Below are 18,110 nucleotides of genomic sequence, written 5' to 3'. Positions count from 1 at the left end.
GCTCAAGAATCGGCAAAATCATGGCCGCCATTCATCTCGTAGAGTGAACTCGCGCTCCCGCTGCGCTACCGTGTGCGCCGTCCGGCCCGACATCGCTGCCCTTGAGTAAAAGGCTGAGTCAAGCCGAGGTCAAGAGATCAAAACGGTTCGCCGGCCTCACGCGGCGGCGCGTCCGCCGTTTTCGCGCCCCCGCCGCACCGGTCGCGCAGCCCGCCCCGGCGCGGTCCGGACGGCCGACGCCGCCGGCGCCGGCAGCGGACAATGCCGCCGAGCCAGCCGCAGCAAGGCCTGCAAGGGCAGCTCGGCCGCGCCCAGACCCGGCTGCCAGCGTGCTTCGATACCCACCCGGGCCAGACGCAGCGAGCATTCCGGCGCCAGGTCCAGTTCCACCAGCTCGCCGGACTCCAACTCCCGGCGCACCACCAGGTTCGGCACCATCGTCACCCCGCGCCCGTTGGCCACGATCCGGCGCAGCGTCGCGGTCGAACCGGTGATCATGCCCACCCGGGTGAACGGCGCGATATCCCGGCCGTACCGGTCGAGCAGGTATTCCGAGGTGCACCCGTGGTTAGCGATCAGGAACTCGGCCTGCATCAACACTTCCCGGGTCAGCGGTCGCCCGGCCCGGGCCAGCGGATGATCCGGCGCGGCCACCAGGCTGACTTGATCCTGACCGACGGTCGCGTGCGGCAGCGTGGTCGGCACCCCGTTGTCGAACACGAACGCGAGATCGCTGCGGCCGGCCTCCAAGTCCTCGGCCACCTGGAAGCGGGTGCCGACGCTCAGCGCCGTCTCCGCCGCCGGGCCGTCCTCGGCCGCGCCGAACTCGAAGGCCGTCAGCAGATCCGGCAGCCATTCGGCGGCGAGCGACTCGACCACGCCGATCCGAAGCAGAGGCCTGGCACCGGCGACCTCCCGGCGCAGCCGCGCGTCGAGCTCCAGCCACTGCCGTGCCAGCGGGGCGAGCCGTTCGCCGGCCGGGGTGGGCGCGGTGCCGGTGCTCCCGCGCCGCAGCACCGCCACGCCGAGCTCCTGCTCGAGGCCGCGCAGCTGATCGCTCACGCTGGACTGGGCGAATCCGAGCCGCTCCGCCGCGGCCGCGATGCCGCCGCACTCGAGTACGGCCAGAAAAGCGCGCAGGTGTCGGGCCTCCATACGATCATTCTGGCACGACCATCGGAATCTCCGATACCCGGATCGGAAACGCGGCCTGTCCGCTCCGCCGCGCCCGGACGATCATCGAGCCATGACGACGATCTCCCGGCTCGGCGGGCCCCTCCTGGCGCCGCCCGCCGACCTCGCGCCCGCCGCGGATCCCAAGGCCGGGATCCGGTTCTTCGGCATCACCCTGGGCCTGCTCCTGGTCAACTTCGACGCCACCGTGCTCAACGTCGCGCTGCCGCGGATCGGCGCCGACCTGCACTCCTCCCCGGCCGCGCTGCCGTGGACCGCCGACGCCTACACCGTCGTGGTCACCGGCCTGCTGCTGGCGGCCGGGGCCCTGTCCGACCGCTTCGGCTCCCGCCGCGTCTTCCGCGTCGCGCTGATCGCCTTCGCCCTCTTCTCCGTGCTCTGCGCGCTGGCCCCGAACTCAGCCACCCTCATCCTCGGCCGCGGCCTGCTCGGCGTGAGCGCCGCCGGACTGATGCCGGCCAGCCTGGCACTGCTGCGCGTGCTCTACCCGGAGCCGGCCCGGAGAGTGCGGGCCGTGGGCACCTGGGCATCTGTGACGACCCTCGGCCTTTCCGCCGGCCCGGCGCTCGGCGGCCTGCTGCTGGCCGGCGACGCCACTTGGTCCTGGCGGCTGATCTTCCTGGTGAACCCGCCGTTCGCGCTGCTCGGGTTCTGGCTCATCCGCGGCATCGGCGACCCCGATCGCGGCCCGCGTATCCGCATCGACGCGTCCGGCCTGGCCCTGTCCGTGCTCGGCCTCGGCGCGCTCACCTTCGGCCTGATCGACGGCGGCCAGGCCGGCTGGTCCGGCCCCGCCGTGGTGGCGGCGATCGGTATATCCGTGCTCTCCTTCGCCGCGCTGGCCCTGGTCGAACGTCGGACCGAGGCGCCCGCCCTGCCGCCGACGCTCTTCTCCCTCGCCCGGGTGCGTACCGCGATCTGGTGCGCGTTGGTCACCAACTTCCTCTGGTACGGGCTCTGGTTCGCCCTCGCCATCTGGCTCGAGACGGCGCGCGGACTCAGCGCGCTCGAGACAGGGCTCTTCTTCATCCCGGCGACGCTGCCGATCTCCCTGGTGCCACCGCTGACCACGCGCGCCATCGGCCGGTTCGGGGCACGCAGGCTGCTGCTGAGCGGCTTCGCCACCTACCTCGTCGGCGCCGTGCTGCTGGTCGGCCTCGGCGCGCACGCTCCGCTGTGGAGCTACGTCCCGGCCGCGCTGCTCTTCTCCCTCGCCGCCACCCAGGTCGTGCCCTCCGTCACCGCCGAACTCTCCCTCGCCGCGCCCGCCCGGTACGCCGCGACCGGCCAAGGCGCGCTCTACGCCGCGCGGCAGGCCGGATCCGCGCTCGGGGTGGCCGTGGTGAGCGCCGTCGGCGTCACCGATCTTCCCGCGACCGCGCTGGTCACGCTGATCGGGGCGGCGGTGCCCCTCGCCGTGATCGCCTTCGGTGGCCGTACCCGCGCGGGACGATAGCGTGGGGGTGTGGACTATGAGCCGTCGGATATCGAGCGCTACGCGGTGGAGCCGGTCAGCGGCGAGAAGCGCGGGGTGAGCGACCGCACCCCGTTCCAACGCGACCGCGCCCGGATCCTGCACAGCGCCGCGCTGCGCCGGCTCGCCGGCAAGACCCAGGTGGTCGCCCCCGGCGAGTCGGACTTCCCGCGCACTCGGCTGACCCACTCGCTCGAGGTCGCGCAGATCGGCCGGGAACTCGCCGGAGCCTTCGGCGCCGATCCGGACCTGGTCGAAGGCGCCTGCCTCGCGCACGATCTGGGCCACCCGCCCTTCGGCCACACCGGCGAGGCCGCGCTCAACTCCGTCTGCGCGTCCATCGGCGGGTTCGAGGGCAACGCGCAGAACCTGCGGATCATGAGCCGCCTCGAAGCCAAGATCATTACCGCCGACGGCCGCTCCGCCGGCATCAACGCCACCCGCGCCCTGCTCGACGCCACCACCAAGTACCCGTGGCGACGGCGCGAGGGCGAGCGGAAGTTCGGCGTCTACCGGGACGATCTGCCCGTCTTCCGCTGGGTCCGCGCCGCCACCCCGCCCGAGGCCGCCACCGCCAAGTGCTTCGAAGCGCAGATCATGGACTGGTCCGACGACGTCGCGTACTCCGTGCACGACCTCGAGGACGCCGTCTACTCGGGCAAACTCGACCTGAAGCTGCTGACCGTCCCGGAAGAGCGCGAGGCCCTGTTCGCCCGGACCCTCGGATACGCCCCGGACGCCGCCGCGCGCGAACTCGCCGAGGCCCTCGACCGCCTGCAGGCGCTGGAATGGTGGCCCACCGGCTTCGACGGTTCCTTCGCCGCGCAAGCCCGGCTCAAGCGCACCTCGAGCGAGCTGATCGGCCGCTTCTGCCGCCCGGTCGTGAGCGCCACCCGCGCCGAGCACGGACCCGGGCCGCACCGACGATACGGCGCCCGACTCGTCGTGCCGCGCGAGGTCCGGCTCGAATGCGAGCTGCTCAAGGCCGTCGCGGCCCGCTACGTCATGGAGACCGACCGCGCGCTCGCCCTGCGCCGCACCCAGAGCGATCTGATCATGGACCTCGTGGCCCGGCTCGGCGACCGCCCCGACCAGCTCGACCGGCCCTTCGCCGCCCTGCACGCCGACGCGCCGGACGACGCGGCCCGGCTGCGCGTGGTGATCGACCAGGTGGCCGGCTTCACCGACGCCTCGGCCTACGCCTGCTACCGGACGCTGCTGGTCGCCGTCGGGAAGTGACCGCCGGGTGACCGCCGGGGCGTCGTACTTGTCCGCATCCTCACCGCATCGTCACCTTGTCGGAGCCCCCCAGTAGACTCGGCGGCATGGCTGGTCGGATCAGAGACGAGGACGTGCGCGCGGTGCGCGACGCGTCTCCGATCGCTGACGTCATCGGGGAGTACCTGCAGCTGCGCACGGCCGGCGGCGGGAATCTCAAGGGCCTGTGCCCCTTCCACGACGAACGCTCCCCGTCGTTCAACGTGACCCCCGCGCGCGGCATGTACTACTGCTTCGGCTGCGGCGAGGGCGGCGACGTGATCACCTTCATCACGAAGGTGGAGGGCCTGAGCTTCAACGAGGCGGTCGAGCGCCTCGCCAAACGCGCCCGGATCGAGCTGCGCTTCGTCGAGGGGGGCTATTACAACAAACGGGTCGAGGGCGGCAGCGAGCGGGCCCGGCTGCTCGAGGCCAACCAGGCCGCCGCGCAGTACTACCGCGAGCAGCTCGGCTCCCCGGGCGCCCGGGTGGGCCGGGAGCTGCTGGCCGGCCGCGGCTTCGACCAGGGCGCGGCCGAGCGCTTCCGGCTCGGGTACGCGCCGGAGGGCTGGGACCACCTCGTCCGGCACCTGCACGGGCGCGGCTTCAGCGACAAGGAGCTGATGTCGGCCGGGCTCGCCTCGCAGGGCCAGCGCGGCCTGATCGACCGCTTCCGGCACCGGCTGATCTGGCCCATCGCGGACGTGGGCGGCGAGATCATCGGCTTCGGCGGCCGCCGGCTGAGCGAGGACAAGGAATCGCCCAAGTACCTCAACACCCCGGAGACCCCGCTCTATAAGAAGTCCTCCGTGCTCTACGGGCTCGATCTGGCCCGGCGCGAGATCGCCACCACCCAGCGCGCCGTGGTGGTGGAGGGCTACACCGACGTGATGGCCTGCCACCTGGCCGGGGAGGGCACCGCGATCGCGACCTGCGGCACCTCCTTCGGCGAGGAGCACATCAAGATATTGCGAAGGCTGACGGGGGATCGGAACCAGTTCCTCGGCGCTAAGATCGTCTTCACCTTCGACGGCGACTCGGCCGGCCAGAAGGCGGCCCTGCGCGCCTTCGCCGAGGACCAGCGCTGGGTCACCCAGACCTACGTCGCGGTCCAGCCGGACGGCCTGGACCCGTGCGACCTGCGGATGGCCCGCGGCGACGCGGCCGTGCGCGACCTGGTCGGCTCGGGCGTGCTGCTGTTCGAGTTCGTCATCCGGGCCCGGCTCGCCGAACACGACCTGGACACCCCCGAAGGCCAGGTCAGAGCCCTGCGAGCGGCCGCCCCCGTGGTGGCCGGCATCCGCGACGACGCGCTGCGCCAAGGCTACGGCCGGCAGCTGTCCGGCTGGCTCGGGCTCGAGGAGTCCTTGGTGCGGGCCGAGATCCGCCGCGCCGCCCCGCGCCGGGAGCAGGCCGCCGCCGGCGGCGCCCGGGCCCCCCAGCCGGCCCCCGCGCCCCGCATCCCGCAGGAGGCGGTCCCGGTCGCCGAACAGGTCCGGCAGCGCGAGGCGCTCAAAGTCGCGCTCCAGCACCCCAAGGCCGCCGCCGCGGCCGGCTTCGACGAGCTCGAACTCGAGGAGTTCACCGTCACCCGGTACGCCGCGATCGCCCGCGCCGTCGCCGCGGCCGGCGGCTGCGCCGGCCCGGTCGGCGAGGACGCCTTCCGCGCCGCCGTGCTCGAGCACGCCGCCGACGACCTGGAACGCCGCCTGATCAACGAACTCACGGTCGAACGCCTGCAGGCCAAGCTCAACCCGAAGCAGCCCACCGCGGTCGAGCCGCACTACGTCGCGACCGTGATCTCGGGCGTGCGCAAGGACTCCACCCTGCGCAAGATCAAGCAGATGAAGGCCGATCTGATGCGGCTGGCCGCCAACGGCGAGACCGACTCGGTCTCCGCGCTCTCCGCGAAACTCCAGACGTACCAGGCGTATGCGGACCAACTTAAGACCCGTTACGGCGTCTGAGCCGGTCAGACGCCACTTGCGCGACCCGCACCCCGTCGGGCACGAGCGTCCCTCGGGCCCCATCCGTGTCCCGGATGCCCCGAATCCCCCATCCCATACCGATAAATAGCGCAAAGTTCCGGCCTCCGGGAGGCGCAAACCCGCGCGCGTCGGGGTAGGGGAGTATCGCAAGGAACCCACAACGCCGTAGGTCTCCCTTGATCTCGGCGCGTAGCCATTGATCGCCAGTGGAAGAGCGTGCGGCGCCCGGCACGGACGCCTCGCCCGTGCACGGACCCCCCACTGGCCGGTGAAGCGGACGGAGTTCGGATGGACGGCGCGCTCGCCCGAGTGTTGACGGATCCTGATACCACCTCGACCCCGGGCTCCGCGCCGCCGAGGCGCGGCGAGCGCAGACTGCGCCTCGTCGATCCCCCGACCGAGCAGCCGGGACTCACCCCTCCGGACCGGGAGTCCCCGATGCACGACGAAGCCCAGCCGGCCGCCGCGGCGGGCACGGCGACGGACGAGCACGAGCTCGGTCTCGGCCGCGGTGAACTGCTCGCCGAGGTGGTCCAGCTCCCGCTCGCCCGCACCGAGGCGCAGACCCGCAACCTGCGCGAGCCGGACCCGGCCGAGATGGAGCAGGAGGAGCAGGAGGCCCAGCCCACCGAGAAGGAGGAGGCCGCCGCCGAAGCCCACGTGACCGCGTGGGCCGACTCGGCCGGCCCGGCCGGCGACCTGTTCCGCCAGTACCTGCGCGAGATCGGCCGCATCCCGCTGCTCACCGCCGTGCAGGAGGTGGAGCTCGCCCGGGCCGTGGAGGCCGGCCTGTTCGCCGACGAGCGGCTGCTGACCAACTTCGACCTGCGCGCCGACGACCGCCGCGACCTGCACGTGCTGGTCCTGCAGGGCCAGAGCGCCAAGCGCAAGCTGATCGAGGCGAACCTGCGCCTGGTGGTCTCCATCGCCAAGCGCTACATCGGCCGCGGCATGTCGATCCTGGACCTGGTCCAGGAGGGCAACCTGGGCCTGATCCGGGCCGTGGAGAAGTTCGACTACGCCCGCGGCTACAAGTTCTCCACCTACGCGACCTGGTGGATCCGCCAGGCGATGAGCCGCGCGCTGGCCGACCAGGCCCGCACCATCCGCGTCCCGGTGCACGTGGTCGAGCTGATGAACCGCGTCGTGCGCCTCCAGCGGGCGCTGCTCCAGGCCAACTCGATCGAGCCGACCCCGGACCAGATCGCCGACGTCCTCGGCGTGCCGACCGAGCGGGTGATCGAAGTGCTCCGGCTGGCCCAGGAGCCCGTCTCGCTGCACGCCCCCGTCGGCGAAGAGGACGACGTCGCCCTCGGCGACCTGATAGAGGACGCCGACGCCGAATCCCCGGCCGACTCCGTCGCGGTGATGATGCTCCGCGAGCACCTCGACACGTTGCTCTCCACCCTCGGCGAGCGCGAGAAGCGCGTCGTCCAGCTCCGCTACGGCCTCACCGACGGCGAGCCGCACACGCTCGAGGAGATCGGCCGGACCTTCGGCGTGACCCGCGAGCGGATCCGCCAGATCGAGGCCAAGACGCTGGCGAAGCTGCGCGGCCACTGTTACGCCGACCAGCTGAAGGACTACCTGCGGTAGGCGGCTGTGCAGGGCACCGGCACTAGCTACTCGTGGCCGGCTGCTCACTCCTACCTACCTACGACGACCGGGCACGCCTAGACACTCCTAGGTTCTACGCCCCGCTCGCCCCCGGCCGCCACCACCACGGCTGCCCGTCTCCGCCCGCTTTGCCAAGCCCGCACCCGTGTCTCTGCCTACCCCCGCGCGTCCAGAGCCGGCCCTCCACTCGTCGAACGCCGCGTGCACCGCCGCCCCAGCCTTTCCCGGCTGGCCGGCCCGGTGCCCGCGGCGTTCGTCCGTCCGCTGGATCAATTCCCCCTGGATCAATCCGCCCGCTCGTCCCGGGCGCTGTCCGTCATCCCCGTCTGCCGCGGCTGCGCCGACGCATTCGACGAGCTGCGGTGGTCGGCGCCGTGCCCGTGCTTGCTGCCATGCCCATGGCTGCTGTGCGCGGAGTCGGAGTGCGCGGCGCCGGCCGGCTGCTTCGCACCCATGCTCCCCATGCCCTTGCTCGCATCCCGCGCGCCCGCAGCCTTCGCCGCGGCCCGGGCGTCCTCGCCCTCGTTCTTGCCGCCGGACCGCATGCCCATGCCGGACTCGGTCGCCGAGGCATCGCGCGTGTCCCGCTCGTCTTCCGCCTCGTGTCCGTTGCGCACCCGCTTGACCTGCCGCGCCGCCGCACCGGCCATTATCGTCCCGGCCTCGCCCGCCTTCTGCGCCGCCGTCGTGGCGCCCTGCCGTACCCGAGGGTCGTGCATCAGCGAGTTGGCCGTGGCGGCCGACTTGTCATAGAGGCCGCGCCCCGCCCTGCTGCCCACGAGCAGCCCGACGCACAACCCGGCCGTGAACCCGACCTTTCCGCTCCCGCTCACTGCGCCTCCTCGTTCCTGGTCAGCCCGGCCGATTAGTCCGATTAATCCTTCCCCGGGCCTGGGCCCCGGATACCCGCCCCGCCCCCGCCCAAACGCGAACCCCCAAGTCACGCCCCGCCCGCCTCCCCCCGAACCGGGCGCCCCCAGTGCCCCCCGAACCCCCCGCCCGAGCCGGCCCCCCGCTAACCGGTTGGCCCGCACCCCCCTGAATGCGCTAAGGTTGGTCCCGCAAGGCCGGGCGGTACGCCGCCGGGCCAGCGCGCAACGCACCAATCCTGCATAGCTCAATTGGCAGAGCAGCCGGCTGTTAACCGGCAGGTTATAGGTTCGAGTCCTATTGCAGGAGCGCGAGAACGTCTCCGTGGGCCCACGCCCCGGAGACGTTTTGCATCCGGCGGATGAATTGGTTGATATCGGACAGAACCGGGCACAACCCATCCGCTGGAGCACCAGGGGCGGTAGCTCAGCCGGTCAGAGCAGGGGACTCATAATCCTCCGGTCGTGGGTTCGAGCCCCACCCGCCCCACCGAGGTTGGACATCCAACTACGCCGATGGGCTGCGGATTCCCGCCAAAGTCAAGGCAAAATCACGCTGCGTAGCCAGTTCTCTACGAACTCTTCGCGTCACGTGGGATCACGGTGGAATCAAGATCAAAAGGCGCGTAGGGTTGCGGTATGGCCACCGGGAGTATAGAGAGGTTGCCGTCGGGCAAGTACCGCGCCGTCGTCTACGCGGGGCTCGACCCGCTCACGCGCACCCGCAGCTACCTCAAAGGCCCAGCCCACCAGCGCCGCACCGACGCCGTGGCCGACCTCGACGGCCTGCGCGCTGAAGCCCTCAACGGAGCAGGGCACACCCGCGCCGGATTCGCCGCCGTCCTCGAGCGCTACCTGCAGACCGCGATCGTGGCCGCGCCCACCCTGGTGGACTATCGGCGCCGGGTCAACCGGGTGATCGGCCCGGTACTCGGGCACATACCCATCGGCAGGATCGACGTTCCGCTGCTTGAGGAATTCGAAGTCAAGCTTCTGAGATGCTCGCTCGCCTGCGACGGCGAGGGCGACGGCGACCGCTCCGAGCACGTGTGCAGACCCCTGTCTGCGTCCGGCGTGCGCCGCCACATGGCCGTGGTCTCCGGTGCACTCTCGATGGCCGTGCGCTACAAGTGGATCGGGCACAACCCCGCCCGCGATCTCAAGCCCCTGCGAGTTGAACGCGACGAACGCGTCGCGCCCACCGCGGAACAAGTGGCCCAAGCCGTCACCCGCGCATTCGAACTCGAACTCGCCTTCGGCATATTCCTTTGGCTAACCGCCGTCACGGGCGCGCACCGCGGTGAAATCCTCAAGCTCCGCTTCCGCGACGTCCAACTGCTGACAGTGCCCCCGCGGCTTGCTCTCGGTCCGGCCTACATGGTGCTCGAAGGGAAGCCGACCTTCACCGCCGGCAAACGGCGCCGGACCCGGTACGTCGCTCTCGACGAGTTCACCGCGTATCTCCTGACCCGGTACCGGATTCTGCGCATCCAAGCCGTCGGCGGACACCGGTTTTCAGAGGACGAGTTCCTCTTCCCCGGACTGCGCGGCGAGACCCGCGGCCGCCCGCGCAATCCCGACGCGGTCACTCACGCGGTCGCCCGGCTGGGCGGCGAGATCGGCCTCCACCTCACCCCGACCCTCATCCGCCACTACAACGCGACGGAACTGCTCGCTTCCGGCCTGAACGTCGCCACCGTCGCGGCACGCACCGGCCACGCCGACGGCGGCGCCACCCTGCTGCGTGTCTACGCCCACACCACCGCGGCGAGCGACGTCAAAGCCGCCGAGATCGCAGCGCTCGCCATCAAGACCCCGCAGATCGCGGCCCTCGACCCCCGCCGCCTTGACCCCGTCCCTGCAGACATCCAACCCTACCCCCGCGGTACTCGCCTCAAGCACCTGGCGAAGCTGCCCCCGTACAAACTCGTCGCAGACGACATTCATACCGCGATCAATGCCGGAACACTCCAACCCGGCGACCCTCTGCCCCCGATCAAAGACCTCGCACACTGGTACGGCCACTCCGTCGCCACCGTCCATCGCGCCATCGCCCTCCTCGCCGCCGAACACCTCCTCGACGTGCGAACCGGTCACCGTACCCGCGTTGCGCCTGGCCGCGGACCCACTACAGGAACAGCGCCCTGACGCCGGAGCCCATGGGATCACCGTGGAATCATCTGCTCCAGCCCAGAGCGTCCTCATGGCCGAGGCCGAGCATCGCAGCGGGAAAAACGGTGGCGCCGTCCTCACCGCCCTCGGCGAATCGCTCATCTTCGCCACACCCGAGGGCGAACCCCTGGATCCCGAACGTGTCTACGACCACTTCCAGCACCTGATCGAGCGGTCCGGCCTGCCCCCGGTCCGCCTGCACGACCTGCGCCACGGTGTCCCCACCTACGCCCGCGCCGCCCACGTCGACCCGAAAACGCTCCCCGAGATGCTCGGCCACGCCGGTGTCGCCTTCACAGCGCGCCGCCGACGCTCCCGCTCCCTCATGGAGTGAGTGCGTTCAGGTCGGCCTCGTCGCGTCGGCGTTCTTCGTGTTCGCGCGCGAACAGCGTGTCCTGTTTCGCCAGTACGAGCGTGTACGGGCGTCCCTGGCGGCGGGTGACGTGGCTGACGGGCAGTTCCGCGGAGTCGATGCGTTGGTGGATGTGGGAACGCGACGCGGTGGCGATGGGCCATTCGAGCAAGCGTTGCTCCCGGTCTGCGAGGAACGCGTCTAGCTGTGCGCACAGCTCGCATCCGCAGTCGGCGGGTGCCGGGATCGACCAGTCGTCGTCCGCGCGGCGGGGCCGGGCGAGTCGTGCTCGTAGCCGTCGCGCTGTTTCTTCGATGAGGATGTCGGTTCCGGAGCCGCCGATGCGTGCGGCGGTGCGCAGCCATGTGGTGAGCGCCTCGTCGAGTTTCGGCAGGGTGAGGGCGATCTGTTCGCGCGTCGGGGCGGCGTCGCAGGCCTCGATTGCGGCGAGGAGCCAGGTCAAGTGCGAGGCGAGGTTCTCGAGGGCCTGTGTCTGATGGCGGGTCGGCCACGGGCGGGCGTGGGCCTGGGCTGTGCTGAGCAGCTTCCGCCACGCCTGTGCGATGAGCGTTGCGGCGGTGGCGCCCGCTGCCGGCCCTGCCGTGTGCAGGATCGTGCAGAACTCGGGCAGCTGCTCGTACCACGTGTGCTCATCGGTGCGGTGCAGTCGGTTCTCGGTGCGTGTGGCCCAGATACCCACGATTGCCTCGGCCCAGGCGGCGCCGTACTTCTCGGCGACGGCGGCGAACTGCGGCGCGTTCTCGGCCCGCAGTTGCGCGGTGTGGATCTGGTCGAGCAACAGCGTCGCGCTCGCGGCATCGTCGACGGCGAGCGCGGCGGTGAGCGCGGCGCTCAGCTCCTGTGTGCTGGAAACGATCCAGGGTGCGAGCTCGCTGACGCGGGCCCTGGCTCCGTCTGCGTCGCCGTGCCCGGCCAGCTCGGCGAGTTGTTCCAGCGCCCACTGTGTCGAGGCCTCGGCGCGGATCGCGAACTCGCGTTGCATCGGGAAGATCACGAGTGCGACGCGGCGGTACCACCGGTCGAGAGTGTTGCCCCAGTTGCCCATGTAGCCTTCGTAGCTCTGCTCATAGGGCTCGTGCAGAGCGTGATCCGGCGGTTCGCAGACTTCGATGTCGCTGACGTCCAGTTCGATTCCCTCGCCGATGCCGGTCTCTTCGTCGATCCAGTGCACGAGGCGCGTCTCGCCGTCGATCAGATCGTTCAGCTGGTACGGGCCGTCGTCCGAATCCGGCTCGTCGTCGTCCTCGTCCTCGAAATCGTCCCCCCAGGGGTCGTGGCGGTATTCGTTTTCGGGGTAGGCGTCCCAGGTCTCGTGTACTTCGGTCAGGGCGAGCATGGTGCGGCAGCCGAGCCGTTGCGCGGCGTCGCCCAACAGGCCTGCGACCACCGCGTCCTGGCCTTTGAGCCGGTCCCAGTCGAGGCCGCGCTCGGTGTATTCGTGGGCCAGGAAGTACACGAGCCGGTCGGGTGTCGCGAGTTCGCGGGAGTAAGGGTTTTGCGGTACGGGTGTGGCGAAGTGCTCGCGCAGATGCCGCTCGATCTCGTCCATGGCGGACTGCGAGCCGGTCGCGCGCGGCCGGGTGCCCCCCTCCAGGACGAGGTTGAAGGTCAGGCAGATGCGGGTGCCGGTGCGCACCTGCTTCACTTCGTGGTGGGTGTCGGCGTAGAAGGCGGCGAACACGAGATCGTGGTCGTTCCCGCGCACTTCCATTTTCTCTTTGCCCGAGCCGATGACCAGTTCGCCGCCGGTATGCCGGTGCGGGAGCACCACGACGAGGGTCGCGACCATGCCGTCGTGTTTTTCTGAGTCCTGATGCGGGAGGAAGAACTGGCCGCGTTCGTAGACCAGCAGTGAGTGCAGTTCCGGTCGTAGCGTGCACGTCGGCGGCAGGCCCAGGTCGTCGCGGATCGAGGCGAGTACGTCCGCGAATTCCGTGCCCCAGCTCACCTGCACGGTCTCGCGCGGCACCTCCCAGGTGTCGCGCACGGAGGCGTCGGTGAGTGTCTCGGTTCCCTTGCCGTACTTGGCCGGGGCCGCGTGCTCACGCAACTGTTTCGCCCTGGCCGGCGTGACGGGCAGCCCGATCGGACCGATGCCGGCCACGCCGAGGTGGAGCAGGTCGGACTTGGCGGATGCGGTCGCGGCGCACACGGTTTTACCGAACTGCCGGTCGAGGACCGCGGCGAGGCGTTCGCGCGGGGTGAGCGTCATGGCAGAACAGCCTACCGACACGCCTGTCGGCCGCGCTCTCTAGCGCACCGCCGCTTTCGGTCTGACGTCGGCTGCAACGAAAAGGGCGTCGCGGTTTTCGCGATGCCGTCCGGCCCTTGGCGCGTTCTCGGGGTCGAGCGACGGGAAGCCGCGGTCTGCGCGGGTTGTCGCGGACGTGCTCGGGGCGCCGGCGTCGGACTGGTAAGGCGCCGTGGGTTGCGCGTCGGTGGCCCGGGCGAGGCCGCCGGGTGGTTTGCCGATCTGGTGCACCAGGCGTGCTCGGTCACCGTCCGGGTGTCCGGCAGCAGTACCAGGCCTTCGACGTAGGTGAGGGCGTGTTGGTCGGCGAGGATCGTGGCGGCCTTGAAGCAGTGTCCGGGAAGCGCGGGGTAGATGTCCTCGGGCAGCGGCGCGGGCTCGAAGACGCGGCCGTGGGCCAGGACGAGGTCGTGGAACGAGTTGTGCGCCCACCCTTCACGGCCCGGCCGCCGTGCGTCGTGTGCTGTCCGGCGCGCGTATTCGGCGATCTGTTCCAGCGGCGTCACAGCTTCTCCCTGGCCGGGCCGGATGACGTGGTGATGGGTGTTCGTGTTCATGGGGCGATGCCGTCGATTGCCGGTACCGGGCGCCGGTGGGTCTTTGATCGCCCGCCGCAGACTCCGCCCCACCCGAGACCGTTATCGTGTCAGGGCATTGGCATCTGTCTGCGGGGCGGGTCTACGCCGCCGCGAGTTCGTGGTCGGCCGCGGCAGGCTCGTTGTCGCGTGCCCGGGGCGGCGCGGGCAGCCGGTCGGGGCGCGGTGTGCGGCGCGCGGAAAGCGAGGGGAGCGGTGCCGCGGGTGCGCGGTGGGCGAGCGCGGGCTCGAGCGCCGGTTCGCGCGGGAAGAGGTGGTCGAGTCCGGTCAGGTGGAGGGTTTTGGCGAACAGCGGCCGCACCCCGCGCAGGGTGATGGGCGGCTTGCCGTTCTCGGCGGCCTGGCGCTGCGCGGCGGTCAGTGCGCGCAGGCCGGCCGCGTCGATCAGCACGGCCCCCGAGACATCCAGGACCAGGCCGGTGCCGCGGTGCAGCTCTTTCGCGAGGGCGGTGCGCAGGCGCGCGGCGGTGACGATATCGACTTCACCGCGCAGGGCAAGGACCGTGCGGCCGTCCGGGTCGTGGTGACGGGTGATGGCGAGCGGGGTGTCCACCTGGGCTCCTCCTGTCAGGCGATGCTCGGCGACGGTGTCGCGGGGTTGCCGGCGCGGGGGCCCGGCTTTCACGCCGCCGACTGTGGTGTCGGTCGGTGGTGCGCGCCGGTCTGTGCCACGGGCGCGCGGGTGGAGACCGGCTGTGGGCGGTCTCCACTCTTCGTTGTAGCATGTCGTCGTAACGATGACAAACTCGAGTGTCGGCGAAAGGGTGACTGTCATGGTGCGAGCGGGCAACCCCGGGCCGGGCGCGGCGGCGCCCGGCGAACGCGGCGGGAGGACGGATGCGGCCTCGGGTCTCGAGCAGATCGAGGAAGCCGTCGACAGCGCCCGCTCGGACGCCGCGGGCGGGATCGGTTCCGCCCGGTTCCTCGTGGCGCTGGCGCTGCTGCGGCAGATGCGCGAGCAGCTGGCCGGCTGGGAGCCCGAGCTCATCGACGCGGCGCGGGCGAGCGGTGCGAGCTGGGCGCAACTGGCTCCCGCGCTCGGGTTGGCCAGTCGGCAGGCGGCCGAGCGCCGCGCACTGCGAGTGCGCCCGGGGACGGACCGGGCCGCGACGACCGGGGACCAGCGGGTGGTCGCGGAGCGTGACCGGCGCGCCGGAGCGCGGGCGGTGGACGCCTGGGCCCGGGACCGATCCGCCGATCTGCGAGTGCTGGCCGCGCAGATCGGAGGCCTTGACGGGCTGCCGCAGGCTGCGCGTGAGCCGGTGGCCGCGCTGCACGAGGCGCTCGGCGGCGCGGACGCCGCGGACCTGCTCCAGCCGCTCCTCGACGCCCGCCCGCACCTGGGCGCCGGACACGAGGGGCTGGCCGCACGGATCGACGAGCTTTCCGACGGGGCCGAGACCGCGCGCGTCGGCGCCCGGACCCGGCGCCGGCGCTGACCTCGGCGCTCGCCGAGGCAGGCTGGATCAGCCATGACATCTCATGCCGAGCAGAGCGAGTGCCGGCGCCCCGCGCGCACGAAGGTGCTCGAGACATTCCTGGACGGCGCCCCGCAGATCACCACGCATGAGCGCTTCGTCCGTCACCGGCACCCCTGCGGACGCGTGGACTGGGACGCCGTACTCGCCGAGCCGGGTTGGAGTGATGGCCAGCGCGTGCTGATCCAGCTGGCGGCGGCGCTGTGCGGTGGCGACTCGGTGCCGTCGGGCGCGTTCGGCGCACACCTGACCGGAGCGCAAACCGATCTGGTCTTGGCCATGTGCCGGGCGGCGCGAGGCTGAGCCGTCAGGTCGAGCCTGGATTCCGCTCCGGAGTTTCCTTTCGCTGGGAACGGCGTCACCCTATTGGCGACATGGATGGTTGTCGTCGGAACGACGACATGCTAGAAAAGATGGCGAAGGCACGCCGGAACCGCCAACTGCGCAGGTCCGGCCCGCTCTGACTCACAAGGAGGCAGTTCGATGTTGATGCGCACCGATCCCTTCCGCGAGCTGGACCGGCTCGCCAACGGGCTGCTCGGTACCGCCGCCGGAACCTGGTCCAAGCCCACCCCCATGCCGATGGACGCCTACCGCGACGGCGAGAGCTTCGTGGTCTGCTTCGACCTGCCGGGCATCGACCCGTCTGCGATCGAACTCGAGGTCGAGCGCAACGTCCTGACGGTCAAGGCCGAGCGCCGCCCCGTGCACACCGGCGAGAAGTTCGAGATGCAGATCAACGAACGCCCCCTCGGCGTCTTCTCCCGGCAGCTCTTCCTCGGCGAGACCCTGGATACCGACCGCATCGACGCCGACTACGACGCCGGCGTCCTCACCCTGCGCATCCCGATCGCGGAGAAGGCCAAGCCTCGCAAGATCGCGATCGCCGCGGCCGGCGAGCACAGGGAGATCTCCGCCTGACCCATCGCCCTCCCGCCGCCTGCCGGCTGGCCCCCTCCCCGAGCCGGCAGGCGGCGGGCGCTCATCTCCCGCATCACCACCGATCCCGGCTATGAAGGGAGCGCAGGCGGTGCCTGCCGGAAGCGAGACTCTCGAGTTCCAGGCGGAAACCACCGCCCTGATCGGCACAATCGCGTAGTCCGGCACCGCGGGCCTGCTCGAGAAGCTGAAAGCGGCGAAGGACTCCGAGGCCTCGAGATCGCTGATCGGGCAGTTCGGCGTCGGGTTCTACTCGGCGTTCATGGTCGCCGACAAGGTCACTCTCGTCACCCGGGGCGCGGGGAGGATTCCGGTACCCGCTGGGAATCGACCGGGGGAGAGCACGTACGAGATCGAGGGGGCCTTCGACGCACCTCAGGGCACATCGGTCACCTTGCACCTCAAGCCGGTCGACGCGGACAACCACCACCTCGGGCGACGAGGGCACCACCGTCGGGGAACCCAAGACCCTCAACTCGATGATGGCCCTGTGGTCCCGGTCGGCGAAGGAGATCACCGAGGCGGAATACCACGAGTTCTACCAGCAGATCGCGCACGACTGGACCGACCCGCTTGGGACCATCCACGTCAGGTCCGAGGGCACCTTCGTCTACGAGGCGCTGCTTTTCCTGCCCGCTCGCGCGCCTTTCGACCTCTATACCTATACCCGCGAGGCCGAGCGCGGGGTGCACCTGTACGTCAACCGCGTGTTCATCATGGACGAGTGCGACGCCCTGATGCCGCGCTGTCTGCGGTTCGTCGCAGGCGTCGTCGACGCGCACGACCTGTCCCTGAACGTCTCGCGCGAACTGCTCCAGCACGACCGTCACATCCGCGGCGTGCGCCGCCGCCTGGTCAAGAAGGTCCTGGCCACCGCCAAAGGAACTGCAAGACAAGGACGCCGAGAAATACCGCGGCTTCCACGACGCCTACGGGCGCGCCCTGAAGGAAGGCCTGCTCGAGGACGCCGACAACCGCGAAGCCCTGCTCGATCTGCTGCTGCTCGACTCCACCCACGACACCGCCGCACCGACCACGCTACGCGGCTACCGCGAGCGGATGAAGCCGGGGCAGAACCGGCGACCAGGCAACGCAGGCGCAGCCCAGTGCCCTCGAGCAGAGCGCCGAACTGCTCTACGGCCTCGCCGTGCTCGCCTAAGGCGGCGAGATCGACGACCCCGCCCGCTTCAGCCGGCTGATCGCCGACCGCCTCGCCGCCACACTCTGAAAGGGCGATGAACTCTCTCCAGTCAACGCGGGTCGCGCAAGCCGTCATGGCACTGCACTTCACCCGAGACGCGAACGGAATCACCACCGGCGAGGCCCAGGTGCAGATCTAACGGACTGTCTGGACGCCCACGGCAACGGCACGGCAGGTCCAGCTCTGATGCCGTGGGCCTGTTCCAGCGCGTCGAGCGGCGGTGGTGCTCAGGGCGGCGTGCTCAGGCCTGCTTGCGCAGCTCTGCGTTGATGCGTCGGGCCTCTTCGAGTTGGTCTTCCAGGATGATGATGCGGCACGCCGCGTCCAGGGCAGTTCCGGAGTCCACCAGTTCCCGTGCGCGGGCGGCGAGCCGTAGCTGGTAGCGCGAATAGCGGCGGTGACCGCCGGCGGAACGTTGTGGGGTGAACAGCTTCGCCTCGTCCAGGCTGCGCAGGAACCCCGCAGTGACCCCGATGATCTCGGCGGCCCGGCCCATGGTGTAGGCGGGGTAATCCTCGTCGTCGAACTTCTCGTCGGCACTGGAGCCGTCGGTTTCCAAGCACACCTCTCACGGTAAGAGGGCCCCGGTGCCGTAGCACCGGGGCCCGGGGTGATGGGTCAACACCATCTACCGGCCACCGACCGGGGGGGAGAGTCGGTGGATCGTTACCCGCGGATGCCGCCTGACGAGGCAGGGGCGC

At 70.8% G+C, this 18,110-nt stretch carries 14 protein-coding genes, 2 tRNA genes and 1 pseudogene; 12 read left to right on the top strand and 5 right to left on the bottom strand.

Features of this window, described 5'->3' with window-relative positions; genetic code table 11:
- Positions 1-156: 156 nt before the first annotated feature.
- Positions 157-1,155 (bottom strand): LysR family transcriptional regulator, encoded by a 999-nt coding sequence (locus tag ACTRO_RS19335; RefSeq protein WP_063628030.1) that lies wholly within the window; start codon positions 1,153-1,155, stop codon positions 157-159.
- A gap of 91 nt (positions 1,156-1,246) precedes the next feature.
- Here ACTRO_RS19335 and ACTRO_RS19330 point away from each other — a divergent pair, with 91 nt between their 5' ends.
- From ACTRO_RS19330 to ACTRO_RS19315, 4 genes are all read left to right on the top strand, one after another.
- Positions 1,247-2,650 (top strand): MFS transporter, encoded by a 1,404-nt coding sequence (locus tag ACTRO_RS19330; protein WP_051451067.1) that lies wholly within the window; start codon positions 1,247-1,249, stop codon positions 2,648-2,650.
- A 9-nt stretch (positions 2,651-2,659) separates the two neighbouring features.
- On the top strand, positions 2,660-3,907 hold the full coding sequence (locus ACTRO_RS19325; RefSeq protein WP_034264951.1) for a deoxyguanosinetriphosphate triphosphohydrolase: 1,248 nt from the start codon (positions 2,660-2,662) through the stop codon (positions 3,905-3,907).
- 86 nt (positions 3,908-3,993) lie between these two features.
- The gene (gene dnaG, locus ACTRO_RS19320; RefSeq protein ID WP_084316388.1) at positions 3,994-5,892 is read left to right on the top strand and encodes a DNA primase; all 1,899 of its coding nucleotides are present in this window, start codon (positions 3,994-3,996) and stop codon (positions 5,890-5,892) included.
- Between the two features lie 309 nt (positions 5,893-6,201).
- Positions 6,202-7,509 carry an RNA polymerase sigma factor gene (locus tag ACTRO_RS19315; protein ID WP_342673728.1) on the top strand — a complete coding sequence of 436 codons (1,308 nt, stop codon included), beginning with the start codon at positions 6,202-6,204 and terminating at the stop codon, positions 7,507-7,509.
- Between the two features lie 305 nt (positions 7,510-7,814).
- On the opposite strand, the gene ACTRO_RS19310 is transcribed toward ACTRO_RS19315, so the two are convergent.
- The gene (locus ACTRO_RS19310; protein WP_034264946.1) at positions 7,815-8,363 is read right to left on the bottom strand and encodes a hypothetical protein; all 549 of its coding nucleotides are present in this window, start codon (positions 8,361-8,363) and stop codon (positions 7,815-7,817) included.
- A 273-nt stretch (positions 8,364-8,636) separates the two neighbouring features.
- Here ACTRO_RS19310 and ACTRO_RS19305 point away from each other — a divergent pair.
- From ACTRO_RS19305 to ACTRO_RS19290, 4 genes are all read left to right on the top strand, one after another.
- Positions 8,637-8,709, top strand: a tRNA-Asn gene (locus ACTRO_RS19305).
- Between the two features lie 106 nt (positions 8,710-8,815).
- Positions 8,816-8,889: transfer RNA gene (locus ACTRO_RS19300), tRNA-Ile, on the top strand.
- Between the two features lie 149 nt (positions 8,890-9,038).
- The gene (locus ACTRO_RS19295) at positions 9,039-10,547 is read left to right on the top strand and encodes a tyrosine-type recombinase/integrase (RefSeq protein WP_084316387.1); all 1,509 of its coding nucleotides are present in this window, start codon (positions 9,039-9,041) and stop codon (positions 10,545-10,547) included.
- A gap of 55 nt (positions 10,548-10,602) precedes the next feature.
- A complete protein-coding gene (locus tag ACTRO_RS19290; protein ID WP_034264938.1) occupies positions 10,603-10,905 on the top strand; it encodes a tyrosine-type recombinase/integrase in 303 nt (100 codons plus the stop codon).
- On the opposite strand, the gene ACTRO_RS19285 is transcribed toward ACTRO_RS19290, so the two are convergent.
- Together ACTRO_RS19285 and ACTRO_RS43570 are read right to left on the bottom strand one after the other, a co-directional pair.
- On the bottom strand, positions 10,895-13,156 hold the full coding sequence (locus ACTRO_RS19285) for a 2OG-Fe(II) oxygenase (RefSeq protein ID WP_034264935.1): 2,262 nt from the start codon (positions 13,154-13,156) through the stop codon (positions 10,895-10,897). The genes ACTRO_RS19290 and ACTRO_RS19285 overlap by 11 nt on opposite strands.
- 717 nt (positions 13,157-13,873) lie before the next feature.
- Positions 13,874-14,344, bottom strand: a complete 471-nt coding sequence (locus ACTRO_RS43570; RefSeq protein ID WP_051451066.1) for an STAS domain-containing protein — start codon at positions 14,342-14,344, stop codon at positions 13,874-13,876.
- A 220-nt stretch (positions 14,345-14,564) separates the two neighbouring features.
- On the opposite strand from ACTRO_RS43570, the gene ACTRO_RS19275 reads away from it, so the two are divergent.
- From ACTRO_RS19275 to ACTRO_RS51050, 4 genes and pseudogenes are all read left to right on the top strand, one after another.
- Positions 14,565-15,230, top strand: coding sequence for an HSP18 transcriptional regulator (locus ACTRO_RS19275; protein ID WP_211244346.1), 666 nt, complete (start codon positions 14,565-14,567; stop codon positions 15,228-15,230).
- A 33-nt stretch (positions 15,231-15,263) separates the two neighbouring features.
- Positions 15,264-15,572 carry a hypothetical protein gene (locus ACTRO_RS19270; protein ID WP_034264932.1) on the top strand — a complete coding sequence of 103 codons (309 nt, stop codon included), beginning with the start codon at positions 15,264-15,266 and terminating at the stop codon, positions 15,570-15,572.
- Positions 15,573-15,752: 180 nt separating this feature from the next.
- Positions 15,753-16,190, top strand: a complete 438-nt coding sequence (locus ACTRO_RS19265) for an Hsp20/alpha crystallin family protein (RefSeq protein ID WP_034264929.1) — start codon at positions 15,753-15,755, stop codon at positions 16,188-16,190.
- Between the two features lie 145 nt (positions 16,191-16,335).
- Positions 16,336-17,285 (top strand): annotated as a pseudogene (locus tag ACTRO_RS51050) (molecular chaperone HtpG); the annotation flags it as partial.
- Between the two features lie 365 nt (positions 17,286-17,650).
- Here the strand turns inward: ACTRO_RS51050 and ACTRO_RS19260 are convergent.
- Positions 17,651-17,905, bottom strand: coding sequence for a MerR family transcriptional regulator (locus ACTRO_RS19260; protein WP_084317108.1), 255 nt, complete (start codon positions 17,903-17,905; stop codon positions 17,651-17,653).
- Positions 17,906-18,110: the final 205 nt, after the last annotated feature.

The sequence above is a fragment of the Actinospica robiniae DSM 44927 genome (assembly GCF_000504285.1).
GTDB lineage: Bacteria > Actinomycetota > Actinomycetes > Streptomycetales > Catenulisporaceae > Actinospica > Actinospica robiniae.
The sequence above is the reverse complement of the archived record's forward strand: the minus strand, read 5'-3'. Positions and strand labels throughout refer to the sequence as shown.

Excerpts from the sequence above, each read along its gene's own strand:
- ACTRO_RS19335 (WP_063628030.1), bottom strand. The coding sequence starts at position 1,155 with ATGGAGGCCCGACACCTGCGCGCTTTTCTGGCCGTACTCGAGTGCGGC.
- ACTRO_RS19330 (WP_051451067.1), top strand. The coding sequence starts at position 1,247 with ATGACGACGATCTCCCGGCTCGGCGGGCCCCTCCTGGCGCCGCCCGCC.
- dnaG (WP_084316388.1), top strand. The coding sequence starts at position 3,994 with ATGGCTGGTCGGATCAGAGACGAGGACGTGCGCGCGGTGCGCGACGCG.
- ACTRO_RS19315 (WP_342673728.1), top strand. The coding sequence starts at position 6,202 with ATGGACGGCGCGCTCGCCCGAGTGTTGACGGATCCTGATACCACCTCG.
- ACTRO_RS19295 (WP_084316387.1), top strand. The coding sequence starts at position 9,039 with ATGGCCACCGGGAGTATAGAGAGGTTGCCGTCGGGCAAGTACCGCGCC.
- ACTRO_RS19290 (WP_034264938.1), top strand. The coding sequence starts at position 10,603 with ATGGCCGAGGCCGAGCATCGCAGCGGGAAAAACGGTGGCGCCGTCCTC.
- ACTRO_RS19285 (WP_034264935.1), bottom strand. The coding sequence starts at position 13,156 with ATGACGCTCACCCCGCGCGAACGCCTCGCCGCGGTCCTCGACCGGCAG.
- ACTRO_RS19275 (WP_211244346.1), top strand. The coding sequence starts at position 14,565 with ATGGTGCGAGCGGGCAACCCCGGGCCGGGCGCGGCGGCGCCCGGCGAA.
- ACTRO_RS19270 (WP_034264932.1), top strand. The coding sequence starts at position 15,264 with ATGACATCTCATGCCGAGCAGAGCGAGTGCCGGCGCCCCGCGCGCACG.
- ACTRO_RS19265 (WP_034264929.1), top strand. The coding sequence starts at position 15,753 with ATGTTGATGCGCACCGATCCCTTCCGCGAGCTGGACCGGCTCGCCAAC.
- ACTRO_RS19260 (WP_084317108.1), bottom strand. The coding sequence starts at position 17,905 with ATGGGCCGGGCCGCCGAGATCATCGGGGTCACTGCGGGGTTCCTGCGC.